This is a genomic window from Pseudomonas sp. PSE14, assembly GCF_029203285.1.
Lineage (GTDB): Bacteria > Pseudomonadota > Gammaproteobacteria > Pseudomonadales > Pseudomonadaceae > Pseudomonas.
The window spans coordinates 143141-158431 of sequence record NZ_CP115669.1; the positions used below are offsets into that span (position 1 = coordinate 143141).

The 15291-nt window shown below is 67.4% G+C and carries 12 protein-coding genes; 1 reads left to right on the forward strand and 11 read right to left on the reverse strand.

Features of this window, described 5'->3' with window-relative positions; translation table 11 throughout:
- Positions 1-102: 102 nt before the first annotated feature.
- From O6P39_RS00680 to O6P39_RS00730, 11 genes are all read right to left on the reverse strand, one after another.
- Positions 103-1152 (reverse strand): chemotaxis response regulator protein-glutamate methylesterase, encoded by a 1050-nt coding sequence (locus tag O6P39_RS00680; RefSeq protein ID WP_275609577.1) that lies wholly within the window; start codon positions 1150-1152, stop codon positions 103-105.
- Between the two features lie 11 nt (positions 1153-1163).
- On the reverse strand, positions 1164-1745 hold the full coding sequence (cheD, locus tag O6P39_RS00685; protein WP_275609578.1) for a chemoreceptor glutamine deamidase CheD: 582 nt from the start codon (positions 1743-1745) through the stop codon (positions 1164-1166).
- Position 1746: 1 nt separating this feature from the next.
- Positions 1747-2589: a CheR family methyltransferase gene (locus O6P39_RS00690; protein ID WP_275609579.1), complete on the reverse strand. Its 843-nt coding sequence runs from the start codon at positions 2587-2589 to the stop codon at positions 1747-1749.
- 295 nt (positions 2590-2884) lie between these two features.
- Positions 2885-5299, reverse strand: a complete 2415-nt coding sequence (locus tag O6P39_RS00695; RefSeq protein WP_345774668.1) for a methyl-accepting chemotaxis protein — start codon at positions 5297-5299, stop codon at positions 2885-2887.
- A 41-nt stretch (positions 5300-5340) separates the two neighbouring features.
- Positions 5341-5826 carry a chemotaxis protein CheW gene (locus O6P39_RS00700; protein ID WP_275609580.1) on the reverse strand — a complete coding sequence of 162 codons (486 nt, stop codon included), beginning with the start codon at positions 5824-5826 and terminating at the stop codon, positions 5341-5343.
- Positions 5813-7675 carry a chemotaxis protein CheA gene (locus O6P39_RS00705; protein WP_275609581.1) on the reverse strand — a complete coding sequence of 621 codons (1863 nt, stop codon included), beginning with the start codon at positions 7673-7675 and terminating at the stop codon, positions 5813-5815. Before O6P39_RS00705 ends, O6P39_RS00700 begins: the two co-directional genes overlap by 14 nt.
- A gap of 11 nt (positions 7676-7686) precedes the next feature.
- Positions 7687-8052 (reverse strand): response regulator, encoded by a 366-nt coding sequence (locus O6P39_RS00710; protein ID WP_275609582.1) that lies wholly within the window; start codon positions 8050-8052, stop codon positions 7687-7689.
- A gap of 138 nt (positions 8053-8190) precedes the next feature.
- Positions 8191-9378, reverse strand: coding sequence for a methyl-accepting chemotaxis protein (locus O6P39_RS00715; protein ID WP_275609583.1), 1188 nt, complete (start codon positions 9376-9378; stop codon positions 8191-8193).
- Between the two features lie 312 nt (positions 9379-9690).
- Entirely contained in the window at positions 9691-11301 is a 1611-nt protein-coding gene (locus tag O6P39_RS00720) for an arylsulfatase (protein ID WP_275609584.1), read from the reverse strand.
- Between the two features lie 168 nt (positions 11302-11469).
- Positions 11470-12297: an ABC transporter ATP-binding protein gene (locus tag O6P39_RS00725; protein ID WP_275609585.1), complete on the reverse strand. Its 828-nt coding sequence runs from the start codon at positions 12295-12297 to the stop codon at positions 11470-11472.
- Positions 12294-13892: an ABC transporter permease gene (locus tag O6P39_RS00730; protein ID WP_275612049.1), complete on the reverse strand. Its 1599-nt coding sequence runs from the start codon at positions 13890-13892 to the stop codon at positions 12294-12296. The genes O6P39_RS00725 and O6P39_RS00730 overlap by 4 nt, the downstream gene beginning before the upstream one ends.
- Before the next feature lie 257 nt (positions 13893-14149).
- Between O6P39_RS00730 and O6P39_RS00735 the strand changes: the two genes are divergently transcribed.
- A complete protein-coding gene (locus tag O6P39_RS00735) occupies positions 14150-15208 on the forward strand; it encodes an ABC transporter substrate-binding protein (protein WP_275609586.1) in 1059 nt (352 codons plus the stop codon).
- The last annotated feature ends 83 nt before the right edge of the window (positions 15209-15291 follow it).

Sequence of the window (15291 nt, forward strand, 5' to 3'; positions counted from 1 at the left end):
AATTAATGGCGCAACGCCATAATTTTGGCGTCACGCTATCGACTGGAGAGTCTAGTCACTGTCTGAAAGATCGCTCAGGTGGCGTTCTGATTTCGTGCGCTACTAGACGCGATTTCCGCCGCCGCTCTGTCGAGCCTGGTGTAGGAGGGCCGCAGCGATGCGTTCCAGCGGCAGGACTTCCTTCGCCGCGCCCAGCTCCACCGCCTCGCGGGGCATGCCGTAGACCACACAGCTGGCTTCGTCCTGGGCGACGGTGTGGCCGCCGGCCTGGCGGATCGCCAGCAGGCCCCGTGCGCCGTCCTTGCCCATGCCGGTGAGCAGCGCCGCCAGCAGGTTGCGTCCGGCGCAGCGGGCGAGGGAGTCGAACATCACGTCCACCGCCGGCCGGTGGCCGTTGACCGCCGCCTCGTGCTGCAGGTGCACCACGTAGTTGGCGCCGCTGCGGCGCACTTCCATGTGGAAGTCGCCGGGGGCGATGAGTACGTGGCCGGGGAGGACGCGGTCGCCGTCGCGGGCCTCGCGCACGGACAGGCGGGTCTGGCGGTCCAGGCGCTCGGCATAGGACCTGGTGAAGCCCGGCGGCATGTGCAGGGTGACCACGGTGCCGGGACAGTCCGGCGGCAGTCCCAGCAACACTTCCTTGATCGCCTCGGTGCCGCCGGTGGAGGCGCCGATGGCGATGATCTTCTCGGTGCTCAGCAGCGGCCCGCCAGCCGCGACGCTCGCCATGGCCGAGGCGCTGGGCCTGCGCATCCGCGCACGGGCGGCGGTCTTGAGCTTGGCGCGGATTTCCTCGGTGTAGGCCTGCATGCCTTCGGCAATGCCCAGGCGCGGCTTGGCGATGAAGTCGATGGCGCCCAGCTCCAGGGCGCGCAGGGTGGCTTCGGAGCCTTTCTCGGTGAGCGAGGAAATCATCAGCACAGGAGTGGGTCGGCCCTTCATCAGCTTGTCGAGGAAGGTCAGGCCGTCCATGCGCGGCATTTCCACGTCGAGGGTGATCACGTCCGGCGAGTGCTGCTTGATCAGGTCGCGGGCGGCGAAGGCATCTGGCGCCAGGCCCACCAGTTGCAGCTCCGGGTCGCCCTGGATGATGTCCTTGAGCAGGCTGCGGACCAGCGCCGAATCGTCCACCACCAGAACCCTGACCGCCATGACGTCCTCCTTCAGAACAGATCGATGGTGCCGCCGCGTGTCTGCCGCGACAGCTGCTGGCGGTACTGTCGCTCGCGCTGCAACAGCGTGTCGTTGGCCAGCGCGCGCAGTTTGCGCACCAGTACCCGGCCGCTGCCGGGGAAGTAGTAGACCTTGCGCGGGTGCACGTCGAGCAGGTCCTGGGCGAGCACCGGAATGCCCTCGGCGCTCAGGTAGTCGAGGACGAACTCGACGTTGCGCTGGCCCACTTCGGCGCTGAGGTTCTGCAGCACAGAGCCGCCGCCGAACACCTTGGCCTCGAAGTTGCGGCGCTGCGCGCCACGGCGCATCAGGCCGTTGATCAGCAGGTCCATGGCGTGCACGCCGTAGCGCCCGGAGCTGGTCAGCAGGCTGTTGGCGCCGGTGTCGCCGGGCAGCATGAAATGGTTCATCCCGCCCAGTCCCAGGCTGCGGTCGCGCAGGCAGACCGAGACGCAGGAGCCGAGCACGGTGACGATCATCAGCTCCTCGTCGGTGACGAAGCATTCGCCGGGCAGCAGCTTCACTGCGTCCAGGCCGAAGCGCGGATCGTAATAGCGGTTGAGCTGGCTCATCTCAGACGGTTCTCGCCGCCTGGTAGGTGGTGCGGCCCACCGAGCGCACTAGGTGGGCGGCGTGGACGAAGTTCTCCGAGTGCCCGGCGAACAGTACCCCGCCGGGCCGCAGCAGGCCGACCATGCGTTCGAGCAGGCGGGTCTGGGTCGGCTTGTCGAAGTAGATCATCACGTTGCGGCAGAAGATCGCGTCGAGCCCGCCGGCTATGCCCCAGTTGGCGTCGAGCAGGTTGATCTGGCGGAACTCCACCAGTTGCCGCAGCTCGCCGACCACCCGCGCCTTGCCGGCGTTGGCGCCGGTGCCGCGCAGGAAGAAGCGCCGCTTCTGCGAGGTGCTCAGTGCTTCCAGGCGCTCCAGCGGGTAGATGCCCTGGCGGGCGCTGTGCAGCACTCCGGTGTCGATGTCCGAGGCGATGATCTGCACCGGCGGCGTGAAGCTGCCCAGGGCGTCCACCAGCGTCATGGCGATGGAGTAGGGCTCTTCGCCGGTGCTCGACGCGGCCGACCAGACGCGCAGCGGGCGGTGGTCGAGCAGCTGCTCGTCGGCGAAGCGCGCCAGGTGTTCGAAGTGGTGGCGCTCGCGGAAGAAGGCGGTGAGGTTGGTGGTCAGCGCGTTGACGAACAGTTGCCACTCTTCCTCGTGGTTCTCCAGGTAGGCGAAGTACTCGGCGAAGCTGTTCAGCCGCAGGCTGCGCAGACGCCGGGAAAGGCGGCTGTAGACCAGTTGTTCCTTGTTCTCCGAGAGGCTGATGCCGGCGTGCCGGTACAGCCGTTCGCGCACCTGCTGGAAGTCGCGGCGGGTGTAGTGGAATTCGTGGTCGGGGGCGGGCAGGTTGATCGACATCGTCAGTCTCGATGGTGAGCAGCTTGCGTAGGGCGGATAACGCCTGTGGCGTCATGTGCCCTACTGGAGTTGTAGGGCGTACTCATCGTCGGCGTTATGGCTGAGCCCTGAGCCCTGAGCGCCGCGAAGCCGCGACTTCGCGACCGAGCCCGGAGTGCCTGGGATCAAGATCAAACGGCGTATAACGTCGAACGTTATACGCCCTACGCTTACGACTCATCTCCGACCCTCCCTGGTCAGCACGCGGCAACCGGCCCTCCCATTGCTCCGGTCGCCGCCATCCCTGCCCCGCCCACTAGAACTCTTCCCAATCCTCCTCCTTGCCCTTGGCCCGCACCGCCTTGGCCACGCCGCGCGAGGCGCGGGTGCTGTGGGCCGGCGCCTCGGTCCGCGCCGGGCGGGCGGCGGCCAGGGGCACCACGGTGGCCGAGGTGTCGAGCTTGAACACCGAGACCGACTGGTTGAGCAGCCCGGCCTGTTCCTGCAGGGCTTCGGCGGAGGCCGCGGCCTCTTCGACCAGGGCGGCGTTCTGCTGGGTCATCTCGTCCATCTGCGACACCGCGCCGTTCACTTCCTCGATGCCGCTGCTCTGCTCGGCACTGGCCGCGGCGATCTCGGCCATGATGTCGGTGACGCGCTTGATCGCCACCACGATGTCGCTCATGGTCTGGCCGGCCTGGGCCACCAGGGTGTTGCCGTTCTCTACCTTGTCCACCGAGTCGTTGATCAGCGTCTTGATCTCCTTGGCGGCGGCGGCCGAACGCTGCGCCAGAGTGCGCACTTCACCGGCCACCACCGCGAAGCCACGGCCCTGCTCGCCGGCACGGGCGGCTTCCACCGCGGCGTTCAGCGCGAGGATGTTGGTCTGGAAGGCGATGCCGTCGATCACCCCGATGATGTCGGCGATCTTGCGTGCCGAGTCGTTGATGGCGGACATGGTGCCCACCACCTTCTGCACCACGTTGCCGCCCTCGGTGGCGACTTCCGAGGCATTCACCGCCAGCGAGTTGGCCTGGCGGGCGTTCTCGGCGTTGAGCTTCACGGTGCTGGTCAGCTCTTCCATGCTGGACGCGGTTTCTTCCAGGCTGGAGGCCTGCTGCTCGGTGCGGGTGGACAGCTCGGCGTTGCCGCTGGCGATCTCGCTGGCGGCGGTATGGATGGTGTCGGCGGCCTCGCGGATCTGCCCGAGCATGCGCGACAGGCTCTGCGCGGTCTCGTTGGAGTAGTCCTTGAGCTCGCCGAAGGTGCCCTGGTAGTCGGCGTCGATGCGCTGGGTGAGGTCGCCCTGGGACAGCGCGGCGAGCATCCGGGTGACGTCGCGCAGGCCCTTGTCGGCGGTGTCCACCAGTTGGTTGAGGCCGCTGGTGAGGTTGAGGAGGAAGCCGGATTTGCCCTCCTCGGAGATACGCCTGGAGAAGTCGCCCGCGGCGGCGGCATTGACCAGTCCGGCCACCTCGCGCTCGACGTTCACTTCCAGCGTGCGGTCGTTCCATTCCACCACCGAGCCGAGGCGCTCGCCGGAGTCGCTCATGACCGGGTTGGCCACCAGGCCGAAGGTGCGTCCGCCGACTTCGATCTGGGTACGGAAGGTGCTGGTGAAGGTGGCGAGCAGGCGCTGCTGGTGCTCGGGATGCTTGTGGAACTGGTCGATCGAGCCACCCATCAGCTTGCTCACCGAGAAGCTCGGCAGTGCCTTGCGCAGATCGGCCTCGGCATTCTGCAGCATGGCGGTGACGGTCTTGTTCATGTAGATGATGTTGCGCTCGCCGTCGGCGATCATCACGTTGGTGCTGCAGTTGTCCAGGGCGCTCTTGATCCGTGCGTTCTCCCCGGCGATGCGTTGCTCGCGCTCGCGGGCGGCCAGTTGCTCGGTGATGTCCTGCCACTCCACCACGGCGCCGAGGCGTTCGCCGGCTTCGTTGATCACCGGGTTGGCCACCACGGTGAGCGTGCGTCCGCCCAGCTTGATCTTCGCCTCGTAGGTGCCCGCCAGACGGTCCAGCAGGCCGCGCTGGTGCCCCGGGTGCTTGTGGAAGCGGTCGATGCTGCCGCCGAGGATGTTGCTGGCGCGGAAGTCCGGCAGCTCCTGGCGGATATCGGATTCGGCAGCGAGGAACATCTGCCCCACCGCCTGGTTCATGTAGACGATGTTGAAGTCGCGGTCGGCGATCATCACGTTGGCGGTGACGTTGTCCAGGGCGCTCTTGATCCGCGTGTTGACCTCGGCGGCTTCGGCGGTGGCCTTGAGGCTGGCGCGCACGCCGTCGATGGCCTCGGTGATCACCGCCTTCTTGCCCGGCAGGCGGTCCATCTCCACGCTGAGGTCGCCACGGCCGTAGGCGCTGACGGTATCCACCACTTTCATCTTCACCGCGATGTGCGCGGCGACCAGGTCGTTGATGCCCTTGGCGATGCGCGCCTGGCGGCCGCTGAGCTTGTCGGCGGGGATCACCTCGTCGATCCAGCCCAGGTCGTGCTGGCGGGTCATTTCCACGAGGCCGGCTTCCAGGGCCTCGTTCTGCGCCAGCTCCGCGCGCTGCTCGCGCAGGGTGCGCTGCACGTTGCGCAGGCCGTCGTAGAGGCGCTCGTAGCCGGGCGCAGGGGCCTCGCCGATGGCGACATCGAGGTTGCCGTCGACCAGGCTGTGGAGAATGGCGGTGATGCGGTCGGCGCGCTGCTGCGCCACGGCGTGTGCGTTGAACAGACCCATTGTCGTTATCCTCGGCTCATTCTTTTTTTGTCGTGTGGCAGTCAGGCGGCGGCTTCATCGACCAGCGCCATTTCCCGGCTGGTCATGAGTTTTTCGATGTCCACCAGGATCAGCATCCGCTCGCCCGCGGTGGCCAGGCCGAGCAGGTATTCGGTATCGAAGCTGGCGGCGAACTCCGGCGGCGGCTTGATCTCCTCGCCGGACAGGGCGATCACGTCGGACACCGAGTCCACCACCGCGCCGACGATGCGCCGGCCGACGTTGAGGATGATCACCACGGTGAACTGGTCGTAGCTGATGTCGTCCAGGTTGAATTTGATGCGCAGGTCGACGATGGGCACGATGGCGCCGCGCAGGTTGATCACGCCCTTGATGAAGGCGGGGGCGTTGGCGATCGCGGTGACCTGGTCGTAACCACGGATCTCCTGCACCCGCAGGATGTCGATGGCGTACTCCTCGCGGCCCAGGGTGAAGGTCAGGTATTCCTGCGCGGGGCTGATCGCTGCGCTGGCTTCAGAGGCGCTCATGAAGGCTTTCTCCTTGTGCCGCCAGGCGCGGCAGGGCGTCGACATCGAGGATCAGGGCGACGCTGCCGTCGCCCATGATGGTGGCGCCGGCGATCCCGTCGATCCGGCGGAAGTTCTGTTCCAGGCTCTTGATCACCACCTGCTGCTGGCCGACCAGCTCGTCCACCTGCAGGGCGAAGCTCTTGCCCTCGGATTCGAGGATCACCACGATGGCCTGCTCCGGCGGCAAGGGCGTGGCGTCGATGTGCAGCAGTTCGTGCAGGGAGAACAGCGGCAGGTACTCGCCGCGCACGCGGATCACCGCCGCCTCGTCGCCGGCCATGCCGCGTACGTCGTCGGCGCGGGCCTGCAGCGACTCGACGATGTAGGTCAGCGGGATCACGTAGTTGACCTTCTCCACCGCGACGATCAGGCCGTCGAGGATGGCCAGGGTCAGCGGCAGGCGGATGCACAAGCGGGTACCCATACCCGGCGCCGAGTCGATCTCGATGCGTCCGCCCATGGCCTGGATGTTGCGCCGCACCACGTCCATGCCGACGCCGCGCCCGGAGAGCTCGGTGACGGTCTCGGCGGTGGAGAAGCCGGGCATGAAGATCAGCTGCCAGACCTCGGCGTCGGTCATCGAATCCTGCACTGCCATGCCCTTCTCGCGAGCCTTGGCGAGGATGCGCTCGCGAGACAGGCCGCGGCCGTCATCGGAGATTTCCACCACCACGCTGCCGCCCTGGTGGCTGGCGGCGAGCTTCACCGAGCCCTGGGCCGGCTTGCCGGCGGCCAGGCGCTCGGCGGGCGTTTCGATGCCATGGTCGATGCTGTTGCGCACGATGTGGGTGAGCGGGTCGCTGAGCTTTTCGATCACGCTCTTGTCCAGCTCGGTGTGCTCGCCCTGGAGGATCAGTTCCACCTGCTTGCCGAGGCGCGCCGAGGTGTCGTGCACCAGGCGCGGGAAGCGGCTGAAGATGAAGCTGATCGGCAGCATGCGGATCGACATCACCGATTCCTGCAGGTCGCGGGTGTTGTGTTCCAGCTGCGCCAGGGCCTGTTGCAGGCGCTCGTAGTGGCTGGGGTCGAGGTCTTCGCTGAGCTGGCTGAGCATGGCCTGGGTGATGACCAGCTCGCCCACCAGGTTGATCAGGCTGTCGATCTTCTCGACGCTGACCCGGATCGAGCTGGACTCGCCCTCGCTGCGGCTGTCCGCGCGCGTCGCCGCCACGGGCTTGGCCGGGGCTGGCGCGGGCACGGGAGTGGGCGCGGGTGCGGCGGGTGCCTCGTTGGCGGCGCTGGGTGAACCCGGCGCATCGTCGAAGAAGCCGAAGTCTTCGCTGGGTGCCGGAGTGGTCGACGGCGTACCCGGCGCGTCATCGAAGAATCCAAAGGCGTCGTCGCCGATGGCGCTCGCCTCGGGGGTGCCTGGTGCGTCGTCGAAGAGGCCGAAGCCGCCGTCGGTCGGCGCGCTCGAAGGCTCCGCCAGCCAGGCGCGCAGGCGTTCCACCGTAGCCTGCACCGGCACGCTCGGGTCCGGGCACTGGTCGCGGTGGGCGTCGAGCAGGCGCTGCAGTACGTCGCGGGCTTCGAGGAACACCCCGATCATCTCCGCACGCAGGGCGGTCTGCCCGCAGCGGATGCGGTCGAGCAGGGTTTCCAGCTCGTGGGTGACGGCGGTCAGGTCGTCGAAGCCGAACATGCCGCTGGAGCCCTTGATCGAGTGGGCCGCGCGGAAAATGCCATTGAGTGCCTCGGCGTCCGGCTGATCGAGGTCGAGCCCGATCAGCAGGAGTTCGAGGGTGGCCAGGTGTTCGTCGGTTTCCTCGAAGAACACCTGGAGGAATTGCTCCATACCGGTAGCCATTGAGGGTTCCCCTACGGCAGGACCTTGCGGGTCACTTCCAGGAGCTTGGGCGGGTCGAACGGCTTGACCAGCCAACCGGTGGCGCCGGCGCTCTTGCCCTGCTGCTTCATGGCGTCGCTGGATTCGGTGGTCAGCATGAGGATCGGCACGCTGCGGTAGCCGGCCATGTCGCGCAGGCTGCGGATCAGCGAGAGGCCGTCCATGTTCGGCATGTTCTGGTCGGTGAACACCAGGTTGTAGGTCTTGCGCTGGGCCTTGCCCAGACCGTCCTTGCCGTCCACGGCCTCGTCCACGTCATAACCGGCGGACTTGAGCGTGAAGCTCAGCATCTGCCGGATCGAGGCCGAGTCGTCGACGATCAGAATCTGCTTTCCCATTGCGTGACTTCTCCTTGCTCCAGGGGACTGCATTCGGGGGTGTCGGTGGGCGTCAGCCCACCAGGGCGATGTTCGCCAGGTACTCGATGATCGACTGCAACATGTCCTGCCTCCTTCGCACCCGTTGGCCGGGTGCACTCAGAACAGCTCGACTTCCCCAGCGCTGAGGCTGGTCTGCGCCACCGGGTTGCTCAGCGGACGGCCGAGTTCGGCGACTTCCGTGTGCAGCCGCTCGCCCCATTCGCGGGGCTCGCGGCCATCCAGCGTGCCGAGGCCAACGGCCAGCGCGCCGAGCCGCGCGCTGTGCTTGCCGATCTGCCCCAGCAACTGGCTGCTCATGTCCTGGAATTGCAGGGCGGTGACCGCCGCGTTGACGCCGTCGCCCACTTCCAGGGAAATCCGGTCCAGCTCCTGTACCACCTTGACGGTGTGCTGGTTCATCGCGTCGAGGTCGTCGAGCATGCTCTGGATCTTCTGGCGCGAGTCCAGGGCGAAGGACATGTCCTTGTCGGCCAACTGGGCGATGGCGCCTTCGGCATCCTTGATCTCGTGGTAGACCACGTCGACGTGTTCGCGGATGGCTTGCGAGAAGTGCGTGGAGCGGGTGGACAGCGCGCGCACCTCATCGGCCACCACGGCGAAGCCGCGGCCGCTTTCACCGGCGCGGGCGGCCTCGATGGCGGCGTTCAGGGCCAGCAGGTTGGTCTGCTTGGCGATGGCGTCCATGTCCTGGGTGGATTGCAGGATTTCCGCGATCTTGTGGGTGACGCGGTCCATGCGCTCCACCAGCTGCTGCGAGGTGCGGCTGGTTTCCAGGGTCGCCTCGACGAACAGCCCGAGGGTTTCCTGGGTGGCGTGGATGAAGCGCTGGAAGTCGATGTCGTCGTCCAGGTGGCCGCGTCCGTCGTAGCGCTCGATCAGCGAATGGGACAGGCCGCGCTGGGTGTCGATGCGTTCGGCCAGGCCGTGGAAGCTGTCGGTGAGCTGGCCGATGGCGTGGTGCAGGATGCTGTCGATCTGGTGGGTGTGGCCGTTGAGGCTGGAGAGGTGGTTTTCCATGGCGTCCTGCAGTGGGCGCCACTGCGGCAGCTGCTCGCTGTCCAGGCTCACCTGCTGCGCGCTGGCTGGTGTCTGGGCGGGGCCGGTCAGCAGGGTGCCCAGGGCCAGGCTGGAGAGCCAGCCCACTGGCAGCAGTATCCAGATCGGCACGCCTACCCAGCAGAGCCCGGCCACCAGGGCCCAGGGCAGCGACTGGAGGATCAGGCGTTTCGGCCACAGCGGGCCGCCGGCCTGATCGACAGGCGAATCGAATCGGGTATCGCGCATGCTGCACTCCATTGCCGAGCGCCAGGAAGGTAGGCCACGCGGCTGCTGAGATAGGTCCTGAGCAGTACGTCGGCCTGGCTTCTTAAAGCTAGAGTGTCGTTGGATGATGTCAAATTGACGCTAGTTTGTCGGCGGCCGGCAAGGGGCCTTGATTTAGATGGATTTTTGCGTGGAGGGCCGTTGGTCGCGCTTCGCATCCGGCGACGGACGGTAGTCTGAAAGCCCCGTATCCCGGGGGCTCCAGGTGTTTTTGGGGTGGCAAAACGGGTCGGGACTGGCATTGCGTGCCAGCCCGATTTTCCCGTCGAGGGTTCAGCGCGCGAGGAACGGCGGCGGTGCGTCGATCACTCCGGTTTCGTTGACGTACTGCTTGTAGTGTTCGATCAGCGCTTGCAGCTTTTCCGGCTGGCGCGTAGCCAGGTCCTGGGTCTCGCCGGGGTCGCTGGCCAGGTCGTAGAGCTGCCAGGTGGCCGGGCCGACCGGCGCCGGCAGGTACACCGCCTTCCAGTCGCCCTGGCGGATGGCGCGCATGCCGAACAGCTCCCAGCCGGTGACGGTCTTCTCGTCGTGGGCCTGCTCGGTCTCGCCCGACAGCCAGCCCAGCCACGACTTGCCGCGCACCTCGGCCACGTCGCGGCCGCGCCAGCGCTTGCCGGGGTGGCGCACACCGGCGAGGTCGAGAAGGGTCGGGGTGATGTCCATCACCGTGGAGAAACCGTGGCTGATCTCGCCCTGGCGCATGAGCTGCGGGTAGCGCACCAGCGCCGGCACGCGGATGCCGCCTTCCGTGGTGAAGGCCTTGTACAGCCGCGACGGCGCGGTGGCCGCCTGCGCCCAGCGGGGGCCGTACCAGATGTAGGAGTTGGCGCGACCGATGTTTTCCAGGCTGTTGTCGTAGTGTTGGTCGAGGAAGCTCAAGAGGTCCGGGCCGAAGCGCGGGAAGGCTTCCAGCAGCGCGCCTTCGGCGCCGTTGTCGGACATGAACAGGACGAAGGTGTTGTCCAGCTCGCCCTGCTGGCGCAGGTAGTCGACGACGCGGCCGACGTTCCAGTCCAGGCGCTCGACCATCGCCGCGTAGACCTCCATGGCCCGCGCCGATTTCGCTTTTTCCTCGTCGCTGAGCTGCGCCCATTCCTTGCTGATCGCCAGTACCGGATGCGCCTTCACGTCGGCGTCGATCAGGCCCAGCGCCTTGAGCCGCTCCAGGCGCTCCAGGCGCAGCGCCTCGGGGCCGGCGTCGTAGCGGCCCCGGTACTTGTCCACCACCTCCTTGGGCGCCTGCAGCGGCCAGTGCGGCGCGGAGAAGGGCAGGTAGGCGAAGAACGGCCGGCTCTGGTCGCGCTCCTTCAGGTACTGGATCAGCTTGTCGCCGAAGGCATCGGAGGAATAGAAGTCCGCCGGCAGCTCCTCGATGAACTGGTCATCCTCGACGTACAGCGCCGGCGTGCTCTTGAGGATGCGCGGCGTGGTCTCGTCGTAGGGCGGTTCGAAGCCATAGTGGTTGGCCGCGCCGGGCAGCAGCGAGAAGGAGCGCTCGAAACCGCGCGCGTGGGGCGCCTGCTCCAGCTTCAGGCCCAGGTGCCATTTGCCGGCCATCAGCGTCTGGTAGCCGGCCTCGCGCAGCAGCTCGGGCAGGGCCACCACGCGGTCGTTGAGGTAGCCCTCGTAGCCCGGCTTGCCTTCCAGCTCCGGGGTCAGCGCCTCGGCCATGGTGCCGATGCCGGCGATGTGGTGGTCGGTGCCGGTGAGCAGCATCGAGCGGGTCGGCGAGCAGGTCGGCGCGGTGTGGAAATCGGTCAGGCGCAGGCCGTCGAGGGCCAGGGCGTCGAGATTCGGGGTGGAAATCTCGCCGCCGAAGGCACCGAGGTCGGAGAAGCCGAGGTCGTCGGCGACGATGACGAGGAAGTTGGGGCGTTTGCTCATGATTGGGCTCGTATGACTGGGAGGATGGGTGCGTTGGGCGTGCCCTCACCCCAGCCCTCTCCCAGGGGGAGAGGGGGCAGTCCGTGCCGGCTGAAGCCGTAATCCCAGCCGGCGCCGATCGGTCCCCTCTCCCTCCGGGAGAGGGTTAGGGTGAGGGTGCTCTTGCCGTCAGCAGGCAATGAACTCGAACGGCAGGTCCTCGACCCGCCTGGGCTGCGGCGCGACGTAATCGCCATCGCCGGTCAACTCGTGCAGCAGCGCCTCGCGCAGGCGCAGGAAGTCGAAGCCGCCGCGCTCGCGCGGATGCGCCAGTGGCACCTCGACGATCCGCTTGATCCGCCCCGGCCGCGGCGCCATCACCACCACGCGGTCGGCGAGGAACAGCGCCTCCTCCACGTCGTGGGTGACCAGCACGGTGGTGATCCGCTCGCGCTGGCGGATGCGCAGCAGCTCTTCCTGTAACTGCTGGCGGGTCAGCGCGTCGAGGGCGCCGAAGGGTTCGTCCAGCAGCAGGATGCGCGGGCTGGCCACCAGCCCCCGGGCGATGGCCACGCGCTGCGCCATGCCGCCGGAAAGCTGGTGCGGGTAGGCTCGCTCGAAGCCCTTCAGGCCCACCAGCTGCAGGTAGTCGGCGACCTTGCCGGCCTTGCCGGTGGCGCTCAGCGGTTCGTTGACCAGGCCGAGTTCGATGTTCTGCTCCACCGTCAGCCAGGGGAACAGGCGGTGTTCCTGGAAGACGATGCCGCGCTCGCCGCCGATGCCGTCGATGGGTTTGCCGGCGATGCGGATTTCGCCCTGGAACTCGCGGTCCAGGCCGACCAGCAGGCGCAGCAGGGTCGACTTGCCGCAGCCGCTGGCGCCGACGATGGCGATGAACTCGCCCTCGGCGATCTCCAGGTCGAAGCGTTCGATGGCCTGCAGCTCGCGGCCGTCCACGGGAAAGCGTTTGGCGACCTGGCGAAAGCTCACCAGCGCCTGGGAAGTGAAGGCGTTCATGCGTGTCTCCAGCGCGTCGCGCGCGCTTCGATGCGGTGTCCGAGGGCGGCGAGCAGGGCGCCGGTGAGGCCGACCAACAACATGCCGGCGCCGACCAGGTCCATGCGGAACAGCTGCTGGGCGCCGATCATCAGGCTGCCGATGCCGCCGTTGGACGGCATGAAGTATTCGGCGCCGATGGTGCCCAGCCAGGCGTAGATCAGCGCCAGGCGGATGCCGGCGAACACCGAGGGCGCGGCTCCCGGCAGCACCAGCCGGCGTAGCCGCTGCCACGGCGACAGGCGCAGGGCGAGGGCTGCTTCGCTCAGTTGCGGCGGCAGGCTGGCGACGCCGCGCTGAGTGGCCAGCAGCAGCGGGAAGAAGGCGGCCAGGCCGACGAACACCACCTTGGCCGTCTCGCCCAGGCCGAACCAGGCGGTGAGCAGTGGCACCCAGGCGAAAATCGCCACCTGCCGCAGCGCGGCGAAGCTCGGGCCCAACAGGCGCTCGGCGGGACGCAGCAGACCGAGCGTGAGACCCAGGGCGAAGCCCAGCGCACCGCCCAGCAGCAGGCCGCCGAGGGTGCGTTTCAGGCTGGCCAGCAGCGCACCGGGCAGGCTGCCGTCGAGCAGCCCTTGCCACAGGGCGACGGCCACCGAGGCAGGGCTGGCGAGGATGGCCGGATCGACCCAGTCGAAGGCGCTGGCAGCCTGCCACAGGGCGAGCAGCGCCAGCGGCAGCAGCCAGGGTTGCAGCCGTTGCCAGCCGTGCCCGTGCGCACTGCGGCGCAGCTCGCCGGTGGCCTGCTGCGGCCAGTGCAGCAGGCGCTTGTCCAGGGCCTGGAGGCCACGGTCCATGGCCGCGCCCACCAGGCCGATGACCAGGATGCAGACGAACACCGTGTCGAGCATGAACAGCTGGCGCGCCTGCACCATCAGGTAGCCGATGCCTTCGCTGGAGGCCAGCAGCTCCACGGCCAGCAGCGAGGTCCAGCCCTGTGCCAGGGCCAGGCGGACGCCGGTGAGGAAGGCTGGCAACGCCGCCGGCAGGATCAGCCGCCACACCAGCAGGTGACGGGGCAGGCGCAGCACGGCGGCGGCTTCGCGCAGGCGCGGCTGGGCGTCGCGCACGCCGACCAGAGTGTGCAGGGTGACCGGAACGATCACCGCCTTGATCAGCACCACCAGCTTGAGCAACTCGCCAATGCCGAAGAACAGCATGAACAGCGGAATCCAGGCCAGGGTCGGGACCTGCGCCAGGGCGCTGAAGGTCGGCAGGATCAACCGTTCGGCGCGTCGGCTGAAGCCCAGCCAGGCGCCCAGGGCGGCCCCGCTGGCGATGCCGGCGAGCAGGCCCCAGGCCAGGCGCTTCAGGCTGATGCCCAGTTGCAGCCAGAGCTCGCCGCCCAGCAGCTCGCGGGCGGCCTGCAGCACCAGCTCCGGGGTCGGCAGGATCTGCGCCGACATCCAGTGTCGGTGGCTGGCGACCCACCACAGCAACGCCAGGGCGGACGGCACCAGCCAGGGTAGCGCGCGGGAGGCCGAAACCCACGGCAGGCGCGGTGAAGCGAGCGCCGGACGGGGAGCGGGGAGGGCAAGGCCGGAGGGCTTTGTAATATTCTTCATTGGAATATGAAAAATCCAATCAATGCATTTATGAGCTAAGAAAGGTCATTTAAGGGAAGCCCTTCTGCCTCGGCCAATGCATTCGAGGAATATTTTTTATGCCGTCCGGGCATTCCCGCGCGGAGCCCGAGTGCGCCTGATTTAGGTCTTTCAGTTACTAAAAAATAAGTTTTTATTATTTTCTTTGCAGGCCAAGAGCTGCCTTTAGTGCCTCCCACGCATTCAACCCATTGCAGGAGGCAGGCGCCATGAAGGCCCTCACCCAACAGTTGCTGTCCCTCTTCGCCGCACCGGTGCTGGCCGGCCTGCTCGGCGCTTATCCGACCTTCACCCAGGCCGCGCCAGTGAAGGAAATCCGTATCGCCGTCCCCGACGTCAGCGCCGGCCCGAAGCCGTCCGGCGGCGGCATCGTCGACGTGCTCACCACCCGCCAGTTGCTGGAAAAGGAATTCGCCGCCGACGGCATCGCCATCAAGTGGACCTTCTTCAAGGGCGCCGGCCCGGTGATCAACGAAGCCCTGGCCAACGACCAGGTGGACTTCGCCTACCTCGGCGATCTCGCGGCGATCATCGGCAAATCCAGCGGCCTGGACACTCGCCTGCTGGCCGCCACCGCGCGCGACGTCAATCACTACCTCGGCGTGCAGCCGGGCTCGGACATCAAGTCCCTGGCCGACCTCAAGGACAAGCGCGTGGGGATCTTCCGCGGCACCGCGAGCCAGTTGTCCTTCGACAACGCCCTGGCCAGCGCCGGGCTCTCCGAGAAGGACCTGAAGGTGATCAACCTCGACTTCAGCGCCGCGCTGGCGGCTCTGGCGGCGAAGCAGATCGACGCTACCTGGGGCCTGGCCGGCCTGTTCGCCCTGCGCGAGAAGGGGCTGGCGGACATCGTCCTGAGCACCCACGACCTCGGCGGCGCCGGCACCCTGCAGGCGGGGCTGGTGGGTAACGGCGCGTTCGTCGACGCCCATCCCGACCTCACCGAGCGGCTGCTGAAGGTGCAGTTGCAGGCGGTGCAGTGGGCCAGCGCCGAGGCCAACCGCGATGCCTACATTGACCTGGTGTCGAAGCAGGCCAACTACCCGGCGGTGATCTTCCGTAGCGAGTATCAGGATCGTGCTCTGGCGGAGGTGTTGTCGCCGAAGCTGGATGCGGGGTTCCTGGCGAAGCTGGATGCGTCCATTCAGGCCGCGAAGCGCTACGGGTTGATCCGGCGGGAGTTCAAGGCGGCGGATTGGGCGAAGCCGGAGTTGCAGGAGGCGGCGGGCAAGCAGATCGCGGGGCAGCCGGTGGCGGCGATCCAGTGACGCAGGGCGCCTGTCGCGGACAGGGAGTACCGTTCTCGTAGGAGCGGACCTTGTCCGCGATGCTCTTGTAGGGCGCATAACGC

Excerpts from the sequence above, each read along its gene's own strand:
- O6P39_RS00680 (WP_275609577.1), bottom strand. The coding sequence starts at position 1,152 with ATGGCGGTCAGGGTTCTGGTGGTGGACGATTCGGCGCTGGTCCGCAGC.
- cheD (WP_275609578.1), bottom strand. The coding sequence starts at position 1,745 with ATGAGCCAGCTCAACCGCTATTACGATCCGCGCTTCGGCCTGGACGCA.
- O6P39_RS00690 (WP_275609579.1), bottom strand. The coding sequence starts at position 2,589 with ATGTCGATCAACCTGCCCGCCCCCGACCACGAATTCCACTACACCCGC.
- O6P39_RS00695 (WP_345774668.1), bottom strand. The coding sequence starts at position 5,299 with ATGGGTCTGTTCAACGCACACGCCGTGGCGCAGCAGCGCGCCGACCGC.
- O6P39_RS00700 (WP_275609580.1), bottom strand. The coding sequence starts at position 5,826 with ATGAGCGCCTCTGAAGCCAGCGCAGCGATCAGCCCCGCGCAGGAATAC.
- O6P39_RS00705 (WP_275609581.1), bottom strand. The coding sequence starts at position 7,675 with ATGGCTACCGGTATGGAGCAATTCCTCCAGGTGTTCTTCGAGGAAACC.
- O6P39_RS00710 (WP_275609582.1), bottom strand. The coding sequence starts at position 8,052 with ATGGGAAAGCAGATTCTGATCGTCGACGACTCGGCCTCGATCCGGCAG.
- O6P39_RS00715 (WP_275609583.1), bottom strand. The coding sequence starts at position 9,378 with ATGCGCGATACCCGATTCGATTCGCCTGTCGATCAGGCCGGCGGCCCG.
- O6P39_RS00720 (WP_275609584.1), bottom strand. The coding sequence starts at position 11,301 with ATGAGCAAACGCCCCAACTTCCTCGTCATCGTCGCCGACGACCTCGGC.
- O6P39_RS00725 (WP_275609585.1), bottom strand. The coding sequence starts at position 12,297 with ATGAACGCCTTCACTTCCCAGGCGCTGGTGAGCTTTCGCCAGGTCGCC.
- O6P39_RS00735 (WP_275609586.1), top strand. The coding sequence starts at position 14,150 with ATGAAGGCCCTCACCCAACAGTTGCTGTCCCTCTTCGCCGCACCGGTG.